The organism is Dickeya fangzhongdai (assembly GCF_002812485.1).
In the GTDB taxonomy this organism is placed as follows: Bacteria; Pseudomonadota; Gammaproteobacteria; order Enterobacterales; family Enterobacteriaceae; genus Dickeya; species Dickeya fangzhongdai.
Window position 1 is genome coordinate 4,749,969 of record NZ_CP025003.1, and the last position, 15,022, is coordinate 4,764,990.

Here is a 15,022-nt window from a genome sequence, read left to right on the forward strand (position 1 = left end):
GCCACCGTGCCATTTCGACTCTATACTATCGTCAGTTTTGTATCATCGTCAGATTGGCTGCCTGACGCAGCCATGTATTGATTAACTGGCAATTCGCCTGGAGGAAACAAGATGCGACACCCCTTAGTCATGGGCAACTGGAAGCTGAACGGCAGCACCAGCATGGTTCACGAACTGATCGCCGGCCTGCGCAATGAACTGAGCGCCGTAACGGGTTGCGGCGTAGCCATCGCGCCGCCGGCTATTTATCTGGATCAGGCTAAACACCTGCTGGCAGGCAGCCGTATCGCACTGGGCGCCCAGAACGTGGACGTCAACCTTGCCGGCGCCTTCACCGGTGAAACCTCCGCCGCCATGCTGAAAGACATCGGCGCCCAATACATCATCATCGGCCACTCAGAACGCCGTACCTATCATCACGAAAGCGACGAGTTCATCGCTAAAAAATTCGCCGTGCTGAAAGAAACCGGCCTGATTCCGGTACTGTGCATCGGTGAAACCGAAGCCGAAAACGAAGCCGGCCAGACCGAAGCCGTATGCGCGCGTCAACTGGACGCCGTGCTGAACACGCTGGGCGCGAAAGCGTTCGAAAACACCGTGATTGCCTACGAGCCGGTCTGGGCCATCGGCACCGGCAAATCCGCCACCCCGGCGCAGGCGCAGGCGGTGCATAAATTCATCCGCAACCACATCGCCAAACAGGATGCAGCGGTAGCCGAGCAGGTCATCATTCAGTACGGCGGGTCGGTCAATGCCGCCAATGCCGCTGAACTCTTCACCCAGCCGGACATCGACGGCGCGCTGGTTGGCGGCGCGTCGCTGAAAGCCGACGCCTTCGCGGTCATCGTCAAAGCTGCCGCCGAAGCCAAAAGCCAGGCCTGATTAGCCTCGCTGATATCACGCAACGGCTCCGCTTCGGGGCCGTTTTTTTATGCCTTTTTTCCACCCATACCGACCGCGTTCATCATTCTGTCATTTTCTCTGTCTAGGTTTTACCGCACATGTTTATTTGTTACTTAATTTAACTGCGAGTGAATGACCATGACCCGTAAGGCTTTGATCCGCAAAACTTTGATCAATAAAACCTTGATCAGCAAAACCCTGCTCTCTTCCCTGATGATGACGCTTATCGCCGGCAGCGCATTGGCCGCCAGCGCCGATTACCACCGCCAGGCTCAGGGCGACATCACCCAGCCCGGCGGCGCGCGCCGCCTCAGCGCCGATCAGACCGAGATGCTGAAGGCCTCGCTCAACGGGAAAACCGCCAAAAACGTGATTCTGCTGATTGGCGACGGCATGGGCGATTCTGAAATCACGGCTGCACGCAACTACGCGCTGGGCGCCGGCGGTTTCTTCAAAGGCATTGACGCGCTGCCGCTGACCGGCCAATACACTCACTACTCGCTGGACAAGAAAACCCGCAAACCGGATTACGTTACCGATTCCGCCGCATCGGCCACCGCCTGGTCCAGCGGCGTCAAAACCTACAACGGCGCGCTGGGCGTGGATGTGGACGGCAAAGACCATAAGACGCTGATTGAAATCGCCAAAACGGCGGGCAAAGCCACCGGCAACGTCTCCACCGCCGAACTGGAAGACGCCACGCCGGCCGCAATGGTGTCGCACGTCACCTCGCGTAAGTGCTACGGCCCGGAAAAAACCAGCCAGCAGTGCCCGACCAACGCGCTGGAAAACGGCGGTCGCGGCTCTATCGCCGAACAGCTGCTGGTTACCCGCGCCGATGTTACGCTGGGCGGCGGCGCAGCCACCTTCAAAGAAATCGCCAAAGCAGGTAAATATCAGGGTAAAAGCCTGACAGAACAGGCGGAAGCGCTGGGCTACCACCTCGTAACCGATCTGGACGGCATGAATGCCGTTACCGCCGCCAGTCAGAGCAAACCGGTGCTGGGCCTGTTCGCCGACGGCAACATGCCGGTGCGCTGGCAGGGGCCGAAAGCCAGCTACCACGGCAACCTCGATAAACCGGTAGTGACCTGTGAACCCAACGCCCAACGCGGCGCCGGCGTGCCGACACTGGCGCAAATGACCGATAAGGCCATCCAGTTGTTGAGCAAGAACAAAAACGGTTTCTTCCTGCAGGTGGAAGGCGCCTCTATCGACAAGCAGGACCACGCCGCCAACCCGTGCGGCCAGTTCGGTGAAACGGTAGATCTGGACGAAGCGGTGCAGAAAGCGCTGGAATTCGCCCGTCGCGACGGCAACACGCTGGTGATCGTCACCGCCGACCACGCCCACTCCAGCCAGATCGTCGAAAACGGCGCCAAAGCGCCGGGCCTGACGCAGGCGCTGAACACCAAAGATAACGCCGTGATGACCATCAGCTACGGTAACTCGGAAGAGGAATCGCAGGGACACACCGGCACCCAGCTGCGCATCGCCGCCTACGGTCCGCACGCCGCCAACGTGGTGGGCCTGACCGACCAGACCGACCTGTTCTACACCATGAAAAACGCGATGGGGCTGAAATAATCCCGGCATCCGACTGCGTAACCATCGATCCGCAATAATCAAAAAGGCAGGTGCGAAACCTGCCTTTTTATCTGATAGACAACAACGGGTTAAACGACTACGCCGATTTCGCCGCCGGAATTTGCTGGGTAATACAGTGGATGTTGCCGCCGCCCAGCAGGATCTCGCGGGCCGGCACGCCGCTTATCCGGTAGTCAGGGAACATCTGTTGCAGCAGCGCCTGCGCCTGCGCGTCGGTGCGTTCATCGAGCAACGGGTAAATGATCTGCTGGTTGCTGATCAGGAAATTGACGTACGACCCCGCCAGCCGCGACCCGGCGTTACGTTCAATGGCATTGCCGTCGGTCACGCCCGCCGCTTCTTCCGGCGTGGCGTACAGCGGGCCCGGCGCCGGCAGTTTCCAGATTTTCAGCGACCGGCCTTGCGCGTCCTTCGCCTGCGACAGCACCTGATACGCCGCCTGAGAGCGGGCGTACTGCGGGTCGGTTTCATCATCCGTCCAGTGCAGCGCCACTTCGCCGGGGCGTACAAAACAGCACATGTTATCGATGTGGCCGTCGGTTTCGTCGTTATACACGCCGTCTTCCAGCCAGATAAAGGCGGTCACGCCGAGATAATCCCGCAGCAGTTGTTCAATCTGCGCCTTGTTCAGGTGCGGATTGCGGTTCGGGTTCAGCAGGCACTCGGCGGTGGTCAGCAGCGTGCCTTCGCCATCGGTGTGGATGGAGCCGCCTTCCAGAATCAGCGGCGCGGCATAACGCGCATCGCCGTGATACGCCAGCACCTGCGCGGCGACCTTTTCGTCACGGCTCCAGTCTTCGTACAGTCCGCCCAGCGCGCCGCCCCAGGCGTTGAACTGCCAGTCGACGCCACGGCGTTCGCCGGCGTCGTTCAGCACCACGGTCGGCCCGGTGTCGCGCATCCAGGCGTCATCGCTTTCCATCTCCACCAGCGTGACGCCGGCCGGCATGACGCTTTTGGCGAGCGCCATCTGGTCGCGTGGCACGCCCATGATGACCGGCGTGGTCTGCGCAATGGCGGCGGCAACGGCGGCAAAGGTGCGCTGAGCGGGAATGACATCCCCTTGTGAGCGCCAGTTGTCGCGGCGATACGGCCACAACATCCACACGGCGTCGTGCGGCGCCCATTCCGCCGGCATGGAGAAACCGTCCTGCAACGGCGTGGTCAGTTCAGACATCACTTATCTCCAGGTCTTGCCGTCAGAAGTGCCGATTACGCCGTACATGTCCGGGCGACGGTCGCGGAACAGGCCCCAGGAAGCGCGCTGCGCGGCGATGGCGTCCAGATCGAACTCGTGCACCAGCACCGTTTCATCCGTCTTGTTGGCCTGCGCTACCAGCGCACCGGTTTGATCGGCGATGAACGATGAACCGTAAAAGGTCATTTCCAGACCGTCGATGTATTTGCTGGCTTCGGTGCCGATACGGTTGGAGGCGATCACCGGAATCAGGTTGGCGGCGGCATGGCCCTGCTGTACGCGAGTCCAGTGCGGCTGGCTGTCGATTTCCGGGTACGCCGGCTCGGAACCGATGGCGGTCGGGTAGAAAATCAACTCAGCGCCTTTGAGCGCCAGGCAACGGGCGGTTTCCGGGAACCATTGATCCCAGCAGATGCCCACGCCCACTTTGGCGTAGCGGGTCTGCCACACTTTGAAACCGGTGTCGCCCGGAATAAAGAACTGTTTTTCCTGATAAGCCGGGCCGTTCGGAATATGGGTTTTACGATACACATCCAGCACGCTGCCGTCGGCATCGATCATTACCAGCGAGTTATAGTAGGCGTTATTGGCACGCTCGAAGAAACTCAGCGGCAGCACCACTTCCAGCTCGGCCGCCAGCGCGGAGAAATGTTTGATAAGCGGGCTGGTTGCCAGCTCCTGCGCCAGCGCATAATGCTCCGGGCTCTGGTCGATGCAGAAATAAGGCGCGGCAAACAGTTCCTGAATCAGAATGATTTGTGCCCCCTGAGCATGCGCCTGACGCACCAGCCTTTCGGCGTTTTCGGTATTTTTTGGCAAATCCCAGGTGCAGGCCATCTGAGTGGCGGCAACGGTAACTTTTGTCATGCGAAAACCTCAATAATTTCTGTATGGGTGCTCATGCCTGCGCCGCCAGCGGCGTGGGTAATAGCAAGAGTCTGGTAAAAAGTTTAGGTCAACAAATCACCCTGTGCCCGGCGAACGCCGTCATACGCGACGCGGCACAGCAAAGCGGCGCCATTATGCCAGCGAATCATGACGGTGAAGATGCACAGAGCCTCCTGCCGCCGACTGCCGGCACTCGAATCGTTCGCCGATGGTTTTGCCGTTTTCTGTTTCCCAACCTGTTTTCTATTTCCAAATAAGAAATCCCGCCCTGGAGAGCGGGATTTGCTTTTTCGGCCCGGCCGTCGCCGGGCATACATCAGAACAGCTTCTTGGCGGTGTTAAGCCAGTCGCCTTTGAACGGGCGCTTCATGTTCTCGATGGCGTCGATAATATCATGATGGACCAGTTTTTCATTCTGGATCCCGACGCACCGGCCGCCGTAGCCCTGCTGCAGCAGTTCGATGGAGTACGCGCCCATGCGGGAGGCGAGGATACGATCGTAGGCCACCGGCGACCCGCCGCGCTGGATGTGGCCCAGTACGGTGGCGCGGGTTTCACGTTCGGTTTCCTGCTCAATATAGTGCGCCAGTTCGTCCACATCGCACACCAGTTCGGTAATGGCCACGATGGCGTGCTTTTTACCTTTGGCGATCCCGGCTTTGATCTCTTCCACCAGGTCTTCTTTTTTGAAGTCGACTTCCGGCAGCACGATAAACTCACACCCCCCGGCAATCGCCGCCGCCAGCGTCAGATCGCCGCAATGACGCCCCATCACTTCCACGATGGAAATACGCTGGTGCGAAGAAGAGGTATCACGCAGGCGGTCAATCGCTTCCACCACGGTTTCCAGCGCGGTGAAATAACCGATGGTGTAGTCGGTGCCGGCAACGTCGTTATCGATGGTGCCCGGCAAACCGATGCAGGGGAAACCCATTTCCGTCAGGCGTTTGGCCCCCATGTAGGAACCGTCGCCGCCGATCACCACCAGCGCATCCAGGCCGCGTTTTTTCATGTTTTCCACGCACACCTGACGCACCGCTTCTTCGCGGAACGCCGGAAAACGGGCGGACCCAAGGAACGTGCCGCCGCGGTTAATCACATCCGACACGCTATAGCGGTCCAACTGCACCATGCGATCTTCGTACAAACCCAGATAGCCATCATAGATGCCGTATACGTCCAGGTTTTCCGCTAACCCTGCTCGCACCACGCCACGAATGGCCGCATTCATGCCCGGCGCATCGCCACCGCTCGTCAGTACTCCGATTTTTTTAATCATGACAACCTCTGGATTTGTAGATGTAAACTCGCAGATTCTTCTATCTCAAGGCTCACAGGACAAAGCCTAACCGTTTATCAGCATATTATAACAAATACCCGTAGCTGAATTGATTCAGGTCAGGCATCACGCCCCATAAAAAGCCACCGCATATCACATTTTTACAACACTTTCTGGTATCGGCGGTGTTCTCCCGCCGTTTGGTTCGTCTCAAAAAGCACAACATGACACATGTTGCGTGCCAGCATGCTGGCGGTCTATAACACCCAGCGACCACGCTGTTCCTGCGGCACTACCGAGACGGGATCCTGATGAATGATAACGTCTGAACCGGGGAAACGCTTGAGCAATGCCTGCTCCAGTTCGTCCGCAATCTGATGTGATTCCACCAGCGGCAGGTTATCCGCCATTTCGAGATGCAGTTGGATAAAACGGGTCGGACCTGAACGACGGGTCCGCAACTGATGCGCACCGCTTACGCCCGGCCATGAGGACACGATATTGACGATTTCCTGCCGCTCCTCGTCCGGCAAGGCCCGATCCAGCAACACCTGAATAGCCTCATAGGCCATTCGCAACGCACTGCCTAAAATATAGACGCCGATCCCCAGTGCGAACACCGCATCGGCCCAATTAACGCCTTTCCAGCTCAACGCCAGCGACAGCAAAATCGCGCCATTCATCAGGACGTCCGACTGGTAATGCAGCATATCCGCCCGCACCGCCTGACTATGGGTTTTGCGGATTACCCAGCGCTGGAATGCTACCAGCAACCCCGTCACCACCAGCGCGATAATGGTAATCCACATCCCCAGTTCAGGCCCTTGCAACGGCTGCGGGGTAATCAGATGCTGGGCGCCGGTCAATAACAAAAACAGCGCCGAACCGGAAATGAACATGCTCTGCGCCAGCGCGGCCAGCGACTCGGCTTTGCCATGCCCGAACGTATGTTCCGTATCGGCGGGTTGCAACGAGTAACGCACCACCAGCAGATTAACCAGCGACGCCGCGATATCCACCAGCGAATCAACCAGCGACGCCAGCAAACTGACCGACCCCGTGTACCACCAGGCGTACACCTTCATACCAAACAGAGATAACGCCGTGGCGGTAGCCAGAAAAGCGGCTGTCGTCACCAGGCGCGCGTAATGAGAATTCATACACAATTCCATTCAAGCGAGGGGGCCAGTATACCGAATTCTGGCACCGGAAAACCGTGACACTTTATTTCCGGTTTCCCGATAAGCTCCGGTTTTCCGGCATAGGCACTGCGTTCAATAATGACGGGCTTATGGCTTGCGCAGAATTTTCTGCAACCGTTCCTGTTCCCAGCGCGACCAGCGATCGCGCAGCCAGAAAACCCGCGCCGCCCGCATCGCCAGCACCCCGCCCCAAATCAGCAACGGCCATAAGAACCAGTGCGTTTGCGGGTTGACCAACAGATTGATGGCAAACAGCAACGCATTCACCGGCACAAACAGCAGCAGGCTGCGCCAGAAACGGCTCTCCTGCCCGACCTGCGTTCTGGCCTGCTCAATACGCTGCGCCAGCGATTCACCGCTCACCGCCTGCTCGCTGTCTTCCTCCATCAACACCGTCACGTTAATGCCAAACGCGGCGGCAATGGCGCTGAGCGTTTCCAGACTGGCGCGCTCCCCATTTTCGATCCGCTGGATGGTTCTGACGCTCAATGCAGACAGTTCAGCCAGTTGTTCCTGAGACCAGGCGCGGGCGAGGCGCTGTGATTTGATCGTATTCATGATGTACTCCTGTTGAATTAAACCTCGCTAACAGCCTGGGCCAGCCCCCTTCAATACACCACGACAGCAACCTGACAGCAACCCGACAGTTACCCGACATCCCCCGGCAACCGCACCATCATGCGGATTTTGCCTGCCGACATGGACATCATTTCAGATGACGAGGAAAATACTGACGACCAGATATACGCCAGGAAAACTTATGAAACGCCGACCTGCCTCACGCCTGCTGATCCTCAATCCTGAACAACGGGTGTTGTTATTCCTGTTTCACCATACTCGTGATGCCCTTGCCGGGAAACGTTATTGGGCCACGCCGGGCGGCGCAGTGGAAAGCGGAGAAACCTTTGAGCAAGCGGCGCTGCGGGAACTGTGGGAAGAAACCGGCATCCGCCGTCAGGACCCCGGCCCCTGCGTCGCCGCCCAAAGTTTTAGCATGGCGATGCCCAACGGGGACACCGTGATAGCCGATGAGCGTTTTTTTGTTATTCGCGTCACAGACAGCGCCATCCACACTGACGCATGGACAGCGCACGAACGGGAAATGATGCGGGACCACCACTGGTGGAGCCGCGATGAACTGCTCGCCACGCCGGATACCTTCTACCCGGAACAGCTGGTTGAGATGTTGTGGCCCCAAACGGACGCGCCAACCGCACCCCGTTAGCAGGTGGGGGAAACAGGCCAGTTGATGCTTGGGGCGTGAGTCAGGTTGATACGGCTTAATTGCACCAGATAGGTTTTCCAATCTTTGAGTGCCTGCGTTTCCTGACTGGTAGCGATCGCCAGTTCCTGTGCGTAAGTCAGTTCCTGGATGCGATCATGCGCCATCTGGCGCCGGGCATCGCGCTCCAGCCGTGCTGCCTGTAACAGGCTCGCCTGATACACAATCGCATCCGTTGCCCACTTTTCCCCATCCCAGCGGTCACACTCGCTGGTGGGCGGCAACAGAGTCAGACCGGCGGACAGCTCGCCCAACACCTTGATGGTCTGTGGCTGACGCGTCTGCGTATGGTAAGCAGTATGTCCGCGAAAATCCGACACCGACTCCCAACACTGGCCATCAGCCGAGCGGCACAGCGCCTGCCCTTGCGTCACGGATTGCAGCGGTTCATCCGCATAACTGTGTGCCGGAATCCCGGTTCCCAGCATCAGATATTCATCGCTGTAACCATAGTATTCACGGGTTAGCGTATCTGCGTGATACACCCGCAGCCAGCCGGCATGGGATGCCAGTCCATCGGCCGCCAGCACGGCACGAGCTTCCTGTGTCGATATCGTCATTACGCGGCCCTCACGATGTAGTTAAAGGCGATGTTGCGGGGGCGATTATCCGGCGCAGTGGGAACGACTCTCGACACGTCAAGCATGATCAGTTGCCCCTCCCCACCAACGGAAGCGCCGACATGTGACGAATGAGTATTCTCGGCGAAAGTAAAAGCTCCCGTGGGAACTGGCTGATTTGATGCCCCTCCGGCGAACAGCGCCTCCGATCCGAACGATCCCAAAATATTACGTATGCCATCTTTCTGAGCAGACAAAAGCGCCCGCTCTACATCCACCCCACGCCCATCATCCCAGCCACGAATAAATTCGCCGCGCAAATCCGGCAATACGCCCGACGGATAGACCTGTGCCAGCCGTGGATAGCGACTTTTATCAAACGCCTGGCCATTACATTTGAGCCATCCATCAGGGGCTGTAGCTTGTGGCCAGGGCTGTGGGATACCAACGATGTCATTAATATCCAGTTTGAGTTTGGTGTTGGCCTCGGTTTTACCAGACAGCAAGCCAATAGCGTAAGCAACTGCATCAGCAACAAAAGCGGTAGTCGCCAGTTGTGTCGTACTTGTTCCTGCGGCGGCGGTCGGTGCCGCAGGACTGCCGGTAAACGCCGGGCTGGCAATCGGCGCATATTGCTTATGCGGATTAACAGCAGCGACATGATCGGCTAGTAACGTGTCGGCATAGCGTCGCGTCGCCAGCGCCACCGTCGGGTCAAATTTCAGCGTTATTGCATCGGTACGGCTGACAATCAGCACCATGCGTACCGTCTGTATCCGACCGGAGCCTTCTTTTAATTCCGGTTTATAGGTTTCCGGGCAGTTACCGACCGCAATCAAATCGCCATCCACGTCGTACAAACCGATCTCACGCAGCCAGAACCCACCTTCATTTTCCGGAATCACCTGCTCAGCAATCATTTGGTTGGTATTGTCCGGATCCACACTCAACGAATTGATCACCGCCCGGCGTTTTTCATTCACCAGTTTGGTCTGCATCGGATCCGGCGTCGGCAATACACCGCCACCATCCCCCACCCCCATCTGGGCGATTTCCAATGGTTTTCCGGTTGAAATGGCCTCTGCCAATTTTGCCTCACCGATACGGGTGAGCAACGTAAAGTATTTAGTCCCCATCGTTCTCTCGTCTGCATCTATTAAATAGCCAGTCAGCAGCAGAAGATATTGTGGTAATGCAAATACCCAATGTTCGTTCTGCTTTCTGACAACCATTATGTAGACGCACCAATAATATTACCCGCTTATGGCGTTGTGACGGTGATGGCACAACAGCACCGATTAATAATCGGTGCTGTTGATGAATCTATAGCAACCGGGTGGATATATTGACTAGCGAAAAAACCACTATTAATGAATAAAACAATCCACCTGGAATAACAAGGAAGCGTTATTCCAAGTGGACTCAATATACTTTTATTTTTACCGATATGATGACCGGTAAGTGTCAATGGTCGCGCACCGTATTTACAGATCTCACGCTGCTCTAACGATGTAGTTAAAGGCGATGTTGCGGGGGCGTGCAACACCGCAATATGGATAGGGATCAGTCGCAGTTTGACCGGACACAATGTTAACCCGGATGGACGGATACTTGGCTGAGGTCAATTCAGCGGTATCCCAGCCTACATTGGCTTTTGTCGCTGCTTCGCCAACATTATTCAACGTCGCCATGTTGATATTGTTGGCAATATCGCCAACGATGAGCGATCCCGTCTGTGCTGACAAAATAGCGCGTCCCGCATCCACCCCACGCCCATCATCCCAGCCACGAATAAACTCGCCGCGCAAATCCGGCAGCACTCCAGATGGATAGACCTGCGCCAACCGCGGGTACAACGTTTTATCAAACGCCTGGCCGTTACATTTGAGCCAGCCCACTGGCGCTGCGCTCTGAGGCCACGGCAACGGAATACCGACGATATCGTTAATATCCAGTTTTAGTTTGATGCTGCTGTCCGTTTTATTCGACTGCAAATCAATAGCGCCCGCAACAAACGCGGTGGTGGCGAGTTGCGTCGTATTGGTTCCCGCCGCCGCTGTCGGTGCGGTAGGGTTGCCGGTAAACGCTGGGCTGACAATCAGTGCATACTGTTTGTGTGGATTCGCATCACCAATATGGCTGGTTATCAGCGCATCGGCGTAACGCCGGGTTGCCAGAGCTACCGTCGGATCAAACTTCAGCGCCACCGCGTCAGTGTGGCTGACAATCAGGATCATACGCACCGTCTGTATCCGGCCTGAGCCTTCTTTTAATTCCGGTTTATAGGTTTCCGGGCAGTTAGCTACGGCAATTAAATTACCATCCGCATCGTACAAACCGATTTCACGCAGCCAAAACCCGCCTTCATTCTCCGGAATAACCTGTTCGGCAATAATCTGATTGGGGTTAACCGGGTCCACACTCAGGGAATTCAGCGGTGCTCGGCGTTTTTCATTAATCAACGCAGTCTGAGCCGGGTCTGGCGTTGTCGGATTTCCGCCTCCATCACCTACCGCCATATGGGTAATATCCAGTACTTTTCCCAACGCAGTGGCATTCGCCAGCTTCGTCGCGCCTACTTGCGTGAGTAATGTCATGTATTTCAAGGCCATACTATTTTCCCTCTGAGTCATCTTAAACAGTCTCGTGACATCGCAACCACCACAGCGAAAACGCTGCCTATTTTTGCAAACCGCTTTATTTCGTTGTTACTTCTGACAACATTATGCTGAGGGGTGGGTATTAAATCGCTGAACTGACGTTGTGTCAGCCATGGCACAACACACCAGTAAAAATAAACCCGCCATAAAGGCGGGGAAAAATAGAATAAAGAGTGTGAACTATTTATTTTCCAGGCGATACCGGCCACGCTATATTGTGAGGAAAACCGCCTTGCTCTGGAACCTGGCGCAATACTTTACGATAAGAACGCCAGGCTTGCTGATCAACCGGCGCATCCGGTACCTGGGTCCAATCGCTGGCAAGCAATAAATTGTCTCGCTGCCGCCGCACTGCCTCAGCCAACTGCGTTTCTGATACAGGTGCTGGGGTAACAGCAATAGGTTTTTTCGTCAATTCATCAAAAATAATTGTGTTACCAATCGCCTGCTCACTCAATAAGCGTTGATAATAGTCATCACCTATTTCAACCGCATCATCGGGGATGTTATCACCATTAACTTCTTTACTATAAAAACCATTACTTGATTTGGAATAAAACATATTACACCTCAGTCCCCTATCGCAATAAACTGATAAGAAATATCAGAAGAAAATTCCACAGAACCACCATTACGGACAAACGCACCGTACCCTTTCAACATTTCTCTGGTGCTGTTGCTTTGTCCATAAACGGTTACACCAGTATAATTCCATCCAACAGAGTTGTTTTCTGTAATGACTACTGAGAAAAAATTATTGGGATATACAATAGGGAATGACTGGTTAATAACACCTGCCGCTAACGTTCTTCCAATACCCCATTGAATAATAATACCAGACGGCAATACCTGATAACCGTTCAACCCTGCACCGGCAACCCCTGCACCACCAATAGCTCGCCATTGCGGGCCAGTGGAAAGAAATTTTACATTTGCGCCACTTTGAATTTTCAACGTCTTCGAACCAGATGGATTATTCGGCCCGAGAATATCTAAACCTGCGCCAGAAATAATAACTGCACCATTGGAAATATTATTAAACTCAATAACTCCACCAGGACAAAGCCGTGCATCAGGCAATGTAATCGTAATATCTGCTACTTGCGATTCGATGAAACAACCAAAGGCATCACTGGTAAGTACCTTATTTTCTCTGACACCAAACGCTGATTTCATATTTCCCAACGCCCGCTGTACAAACGCGGTGGTGGCAATACTGGTATCGGCATCAAACAGTGGCGGGGTAGGTGCTACGGGATTACCGGTAAAAGTCGGGCTTTCAATGGGTGCATATTGCTTATGCGGGTTAGTCGCTAAAGCATGGTTCGCCAGCAGCATATCGGCATAACGCCGCGTCGCCAGTGCCACCGTCGGATCAAACGTCAGCGTCACTGCATCGGTGCTGTTGACAATCAAAATCATACGCACCGTCTGTACCCGGCCTGAACCTTCTTTCAACTCCGGTTTATAGGTTTCCGGACAATTGCTGACCGCGATAAGATCGCCATCTATATCGTACAAACCAATTTCACGTAACCAAAACCCACCTTCATTCTCAGGAATCACCTGCTCGGCAATCATTTGGTTAAGATTGTCCGGATCAATCGTGAGCGAATTGATTACCCCACGCCGCTTTTCATTAATCAGCCTGGTTTGTGACGGATCCGGTGCCGGCAATGAACCACCTCCATCACCTACCCCCATAAGGGCAATTTGCAGTGGTTTTCCAGCCGAGATCGACGCGGCCAATTTGACCTCACCGACCTGGGTAAGTAATGTAAAGTATTTAGTACCCATAGTTTCTCTCATCAGAAGTACTTACAGGGGAAAAGTCACACGACATCAAGGATGTGGTACTCATGAAAGAAAATGGAATACCATACATCTCAAGTGATTCACGCCTACTGTCGCTACTTAAAAAGTTATTTTCGTGCTTAAATATAAATAACAATAAAATTTCAAATAAAAAACGGAGTCGTGAATAAAACAAGAAATTTATTTAACAATACTCTATATGGAGTATTTAGATGCAAAGACGGAAAAAGTTGCATTTCCGGATGTTGCATTACTTGTCGCAACGATAATATATCCTTCATTAATAATAAAAATATCAGAATAATCATTTGATATATCGACCCCAGCAGATACATAAGTTGTTACCTGCTGACTAGATACATTACTTTTACTGCTAGCGATTGTCATGGATAAAAAACCGTCTACTGTACTACCTTGTCGGACTACACCACCAACAGACTTGACATTTAATGGAATTAAACTACTAATAGGGACATCAATGCCTGATGAATTTTTCGAGCCAGAATAGAGCTGTATTGCAGGGGTATACACCTTCCTTCCAAAGACAGATAATACGGTAAACTTACCCGCTTTGACCGGCACAACCGTCAATAATGCCGATGCCGTATATCCATCTGGCATATTGGTTCCGCTATAGATCTCCGGCAATTTGACTGCGGTGGCGTTAACCGCGAGCAAGCCAGACGCCATCGTCACCGGATTATAAATAGCGTAAATCCCGACAAACCCTTCATCAGGGACCTTTCCGGCATCCATCCCCCCAACGCCATTCTTTGTCAGATCGATCGTTTTCTCGAATAAACCAATACGATATTGGCTTCCTCCCAAAGACGTTCCAACAATGATTTCATCGGCAACAAACCTGGCATTAGAAGAAGCGGAGGGAATATTCATCATGGCATTTCGTGTCATACCAATGACACCGGAGAATGAACTCCTCACGCCCAAATTCTCTATAAACTGAGCTTTATCCGCAATATCCGCGCCATTTTGAGCTTTAGCCAGAGCCATGTTGTCCACATACTGCCGGCTTGCCAGCACCACCGCCGGGTCGATCTTCAACGATACGGCATCAGCCTGGCCGACCGCCAGAATCATGCGTACCGTCTGCACGCGACCGGAGCCTTCCTGCATCTGCGGTTTATAGGTTTCGGGACAGTTTGCCACCGCCACCAGATTGTCATCGGCGTCATACAAACCGATTTCACGCAGCCAGAATCCGCCTTCGTCCTCAGGAATCACCTGCTCGGCAATAACCTGATTGGGATTGGCCGGGTCAATGTTCAGTGCATTGAGCGGTGCCCGCCGTTTTTCATTAATCAGTTTGGTTTGCGTCGTATCCGGCGTCGGCAACGTACCACTACCGTCTCCCACCCCCATCTGGGTAATTTCCAGCTGTTTTCCCAGCGAAATCGCATTCGCCAGCCTGGCTGCACCAACCTCGGTAAGCAGAGCGGTATATTTTGTGCTCATAACGTGTCTCATCAGAATTAGCGATAAAAGGGACCCATGCAGGGTATGGAACCAATACCACCACGCCCGTCGATACACGCTTTCTCAAGCGATTTCAGCCCGTTGTGGCAGTGGAGGACATTATGCTGACGGGCCAGCAAAAACGCGCGTCATG

Annotated in this window: 15 protein-coding genes; 4 read left to right on the forward strand and 11 right to left on the reverse strand. The window is 54.4% G+C overall.

Translation table 11 applies throughout. The features are described 5' to 3' along the window. The first annotated feature begins 111 nt into the window (after nucleotides 1–111). Nucleotides 112–882 (forward strand): triose-phosphate isomerase, encoded by a 771-nt coding sequence (gene tpiA / locus CVE23_RS21325; RefSeq protein ID WP_038909994.1) that lies wholly within the window; start codon nucleotides 112–114, stop codon nucleotides 880–882. 153 nt (nucleotides 883–1,035) lie between these two features. Continuing rightward, nucleotides 1,036–2,490, forward strand: coding sequence for an alkaline phosphatase (gene phoA, locus CVE23_RS21330; RefSeq protein WP_100850291.1), 1,455 nt, complete (start codon nucleotides 1,036–1,038; stop codon nucleotides 2,488–2,490). A gap of 97 nt (nucleotides 2,491–2,587) precedes the next feature. On the opposite strand, the gene aguA is transcribed toward phoA, so the two are convergent. Then, nucleotides 2,588–3,688, reverse strand: a complete 1,101-nt coding sequence (aguA, locus tag CVE23_RS21335) for an agmatine deiminase (RefSeq protein WP_100850292.1) — start codon at nucleotides 3,686–3,688, stop codon at nucleotides 2,588–2,590. A gap of 3 nt (nucleotides 3,689–3,691) precedes the next feature. After that, nucleotides 3,692–4,576, reverse strand: coding sequence for an N-carbamoylputrescine amidase (aguB, locus tag CVE23_RS21340; RefSeq protein ID WP_038917478.1), 885 nt, complete (start codon nucleotides 4,574–4,576; stop codon nucleotides 3,692–3,694). A 23-nt stretch (nucleotides 4,577–4,599) separates the two neighbouring features. On the opposite strand from aguB, the gene CVE23_RS21345 reads away from it, so the two are divergent. Then, the gene (locus CVE23_RS21345; RefSeq protein ID WP_049842589.1) at nucleotides 4,600–4,854 is read left to right on the forward strand and encodes a hypothetical protein; all 255 of its coding nucleotides are present in this window, start codon (nucleotides 4,600–4,602) and stop codon (nucleotides 4,852–4,854) included. 59 nt (nucleotides 4,855–4,913) lie between these two features. Here the strand turns inward: CVE23_RS21345 and pfkA are convergent, their stop codons facing one another. The 3 genes from pfkA to CVE23_RS21360 form a co-directional block, all read right to left on the reverse strand. Further along, entirely contained in the window at nucleotides 4,914–5,876 is a 963-nt protein-coding gene (gene pfkA, locus CVE23_RS21350; protein WP_038664512.1) for a 6-phosphofructokinase, read from the reverse strand. Between the two features lie 257 nt (nucleotides 5,877–6,133). After that, the gene (gene fieF / locus CVE23_RS21355; protein ID WP_038917476.1) at nucleotides 6,134–7,036 is read right to left on the reverse strand and encodes a CDF family cation-efflux transporter FieF; all 903 of its coding nucleotides are present in this window, start codon (nucleotides 7,034–7,036) and stop codon (nucleotides 6,134–6,136) included. 129 nt (nucleotides 7,037–7,165) lie between these two features. After that, nucleotides 7,166–7,636, reverse strand: coding sequence for a 2TM domain-containing protein (locus CVE23_RS21360; protein ID WP_038917475.1), 471 nt, complete (start codon nucleotides 7,634–7,636; stop codon nucleotides 7,166–7,168). Nucleotides 7,637–7,838: 202 nt separating this feature from the next. Between CVE23_RS21360 and CVE23_RS21365 the strand changes: the two genes are divergently transcribed. Then, nucleotides 7,839–8,303, forward strand: coding sequence for an NUDIX hydrolase (locus tag CVE23_RS21365; protein ID WP_038917473.1), 465 nt, complete (start codon nucleotides 7,839–7,841; stop codon nucleotides 8,301–8,303). Here CVE23_RS21365 and CVE23_RS21370 read toward each other — a convergent pair. The 6 genes from CVE23_RS21370 to CVE23_RS23140 form a co-directional block, all read right to left on the reverse strand. Beyond that, nucleotides 8,300–8,920, reverse strand: a complete 621-nt coding sequence (locus CVE23_RS21370; protein ID WP_100850293.1) for a tail fiber assembly protein — start codon at nucleotides 8,918–8,920, stop codon at nucleotides 8,300–8,302. The genes CVE23_RS21365 and CVE23_RS21370 overlap by 4 nt on opposite strands. After that, nucleotides 8,920–10,056, reverse strand: a complete 1,137-nt coding sequence (locus CVE23_RS21375) for a phage tail protein (RefSeq protein ID WP_038917470.1) — start codon at nucleotides 10,054–10,056, stop codon at nucleotides 8,920–8,922. The genes CVE23_RS21370 and CVE23_RS21375 overlap by 1 nt, the downstream gene beginning before the upstream one ends. Nucleotides 10,057–10,413: 357 nt before the next feature. After that, a complete protein-coding gene (locus CVE23_RS21380) occupies nucleotides 10,414–11,532 on the reverse strand; it encodes a phage tail-collar fiber domain-containing protein (RefSeq protein ID WP_038917469.1) in 1,119 nt (372 codons plus the stop codon). A gap of 232 nt (nucleotides 11,533–11,764) precedes the next feature. After that, complete coding sequence (locus CVE23_RS21385; RefSeq protein ID WP_100850294.1) at nucleotides 11,765–12,142, reverse strand: tail fiber assembly protein; 378 nt, start codon at nucleotides 12,140–12,142, stop codon at nucleotides 11,765–11,767. Between the two features lie 8 nt (nucleotides 12,143–12,150). After that, nucleotides 12,151–13,377, reverse strand: coding sequence for a phage tail protein (locus tag CVE23_RS21390; protein WP_100850295.1), 1,227 nt, complete (start codon nucleotides 13,375–13,377; stop codon nucleotides 12,151–12,153). A 213-nt stretch (nucleotides 13,378–13,590) separates the two neighbouring features. Continuing rightward, entirely contained in the window at nucleotides 13,591–14,868 is a 1,278-nt protein-coding gene (locus CVE23_RS23140) for a phage tail protein (RefSeq protein WP_225622619.1), read from the reverse strand. Nucleotides 14,869–15,022: the final 154 nt, after the last annotated feature.

What these genes read in the sequence shown, in the direction of transcription:
- aguA (WP_100850292.1), bottom strand. Translation starts at nt 3,688, where the DNA reads ATGTCTGAACTGACCACGCCGTTGCAGGACGGTTTCTCCATGCCGGCG.
- CVE23_RS21345 (WP_049842589.1), top strand. Translation starts at nt 4,600, where the DNA reads ATGGGTGCTCATGCCTGCGCCGCCAGCGGCGTGGGTAATAGCAAGAGT.
- CVE23_RS21360 (WP_038917475.1), bottom strand. Translation starts at nt 7,636, where the DNA reads ATGAATACGATCAAATCACAGCGCCTCGCCCGCGCCTGGTCTCAGGAA.
- CVE23_RS23140 (WP_225622619.1), bottom strand. Translation starts at nt 14,868, where the DNA reads ATGAGCACAAAATATACCGCTCTGCTTACCGAGGTTGGTGCAGCCAGG.
- phoA (WP_100850291.1), top strand. Translation starts at nt 1,036, where the DNA reads ATGACCATGACCCGTAAGGCTTTGATCCGCAAAACTTTGATCAATAAA.
- fieF (WP_038917476.1), bottom strand. Translation starts at nt 7,036, where the DNA reads ATGAATTCTCATTACGCGCGCCTGGTGACGACAGCCGCTTTTCTGGCT.
- CVE23_RS21370 (WP_100850293.1), bottom strand. Translation starts at nt 8,920, where the DNA reads ATGACGATATCGACACAGGAAGCTCGTGCCGTGCTGGCGGCCGATGGA.
- pfkA (WP_038664512.1), bottom strand. Translation starts at nt 5,876, where the DNA reads ATGATTAAAAAAATCGGAGTACTGACGAGCGGTGGCGATGCGCCGGGC.
- CVE23_RS21380 (WP_038917469.1), bottom strand. Translation starts at nt 11,532, where the DNA reads ATGGCCTTGAAATACATGACATTACTCACGCAAGTAGGCGCGACGAAG.
- aguB (WP_038917478.1), bottom strand. Translation starts at nt 4,576, where the DNA reads ATGACAAAAGTTACCGTTGCCGCCACTCAGATGGCCTGCACCTGGGAT.
- CVE23_RS21365 (WP_038917473.1), top strand. Translation starts at nt 7,839, where the DNA reads ATGAAACGCCGACCTGCCTCACGCCTGCTGATCCTCAATCCTGAACAA.
- CVE23_RS21375 (WP_038917470.1), bottom strand. Translation starts at nt 10,056, where the DNA reads ATGGGGACTAAATACTTTACGTTGCTCACCCGTATCGGTGAGGCAAAA.
- CVE23_RS21390 (WP_100850295.1), bottom strand. Translation starts at nt 13,377, where the DNA reads ATGGGTACTAAATACTTTACATTACTTACCCAGGTCGGTGAGGTCAAA.
- tpiA (WP_038909994.1), top strand. Translation starts at nt 112, where the DNA reads ATGCGACACCCCTTAGTCATGGGCAACTGGAAGCTGAACGGCAGCACC.
- CVE23_RS21385 (WP_100850294.1), bottom strand. Translation starts at nt 12,142, where the DNA reads ATGTTTTATTCCAAATCAAGTAATGGTTTTTATAGTAAAGAAGTTAAT.